Raw genomic sequence first — 402 nt, forward strand, 5'->3', positions numbered from 1 at the left:
ACGAACAACCGTCCGTCAGCAACTGTGAACTCTTGCTCTGTAAAATCAGTTTGAACAAGCGTAAACGGCCCATCTGCCCCGTACATAAACTGGGTAACGGTCGCACCATCTGCACTTTCTGTAGGCATAACATCGACAATACTTGTAGTTGGCGGACCACCTGCTCCTGAAGTCGTCACAGGTTCAACAATACTTAAAGTACGATCTTGCGTTTGCTGTAAGTCGTCGGTAATGGTGACGTTCAAAGAGGACGATGCTGAATCGGTGTTGTCGGCATCAACCGCTATCACAGGGATATCGAAATCTAAGGTATTAGAAAGGTTACCATCAGCGTGATCTAAAGCCTCTAAAAGCGTAAATGTATATTGACCAAGATTGCTGTTCGAAAATTCAAGTGTGAAC

At 45.0% G+C, this 402-nt stretch carries 1 protein-coding gene; it reads right to left on the bottom strand.

Features of this window, described 5'->3' with window-relative positions; genetic code table 11:
- Window positions 1-402 (bottom strand): hypothetical protein (locus tag AB4486_RS26690; protein WP_372119784.1); only part of this gene is annotated, 402 nt, incomplete at both ends.

The sequence above is a fragment of the Vibrio sp. 10N.222.55.C6 genome (genome assembly GCF_041473395.1).
In the GTDB taxonomy this organism is placed as follows: domain Bacteria; phylum Pseudomonadota; class Gammaproteobacteria; order Enterobacterales; family Vibrionaceae; genus Vibrio; species Vibrio crassostreae_C.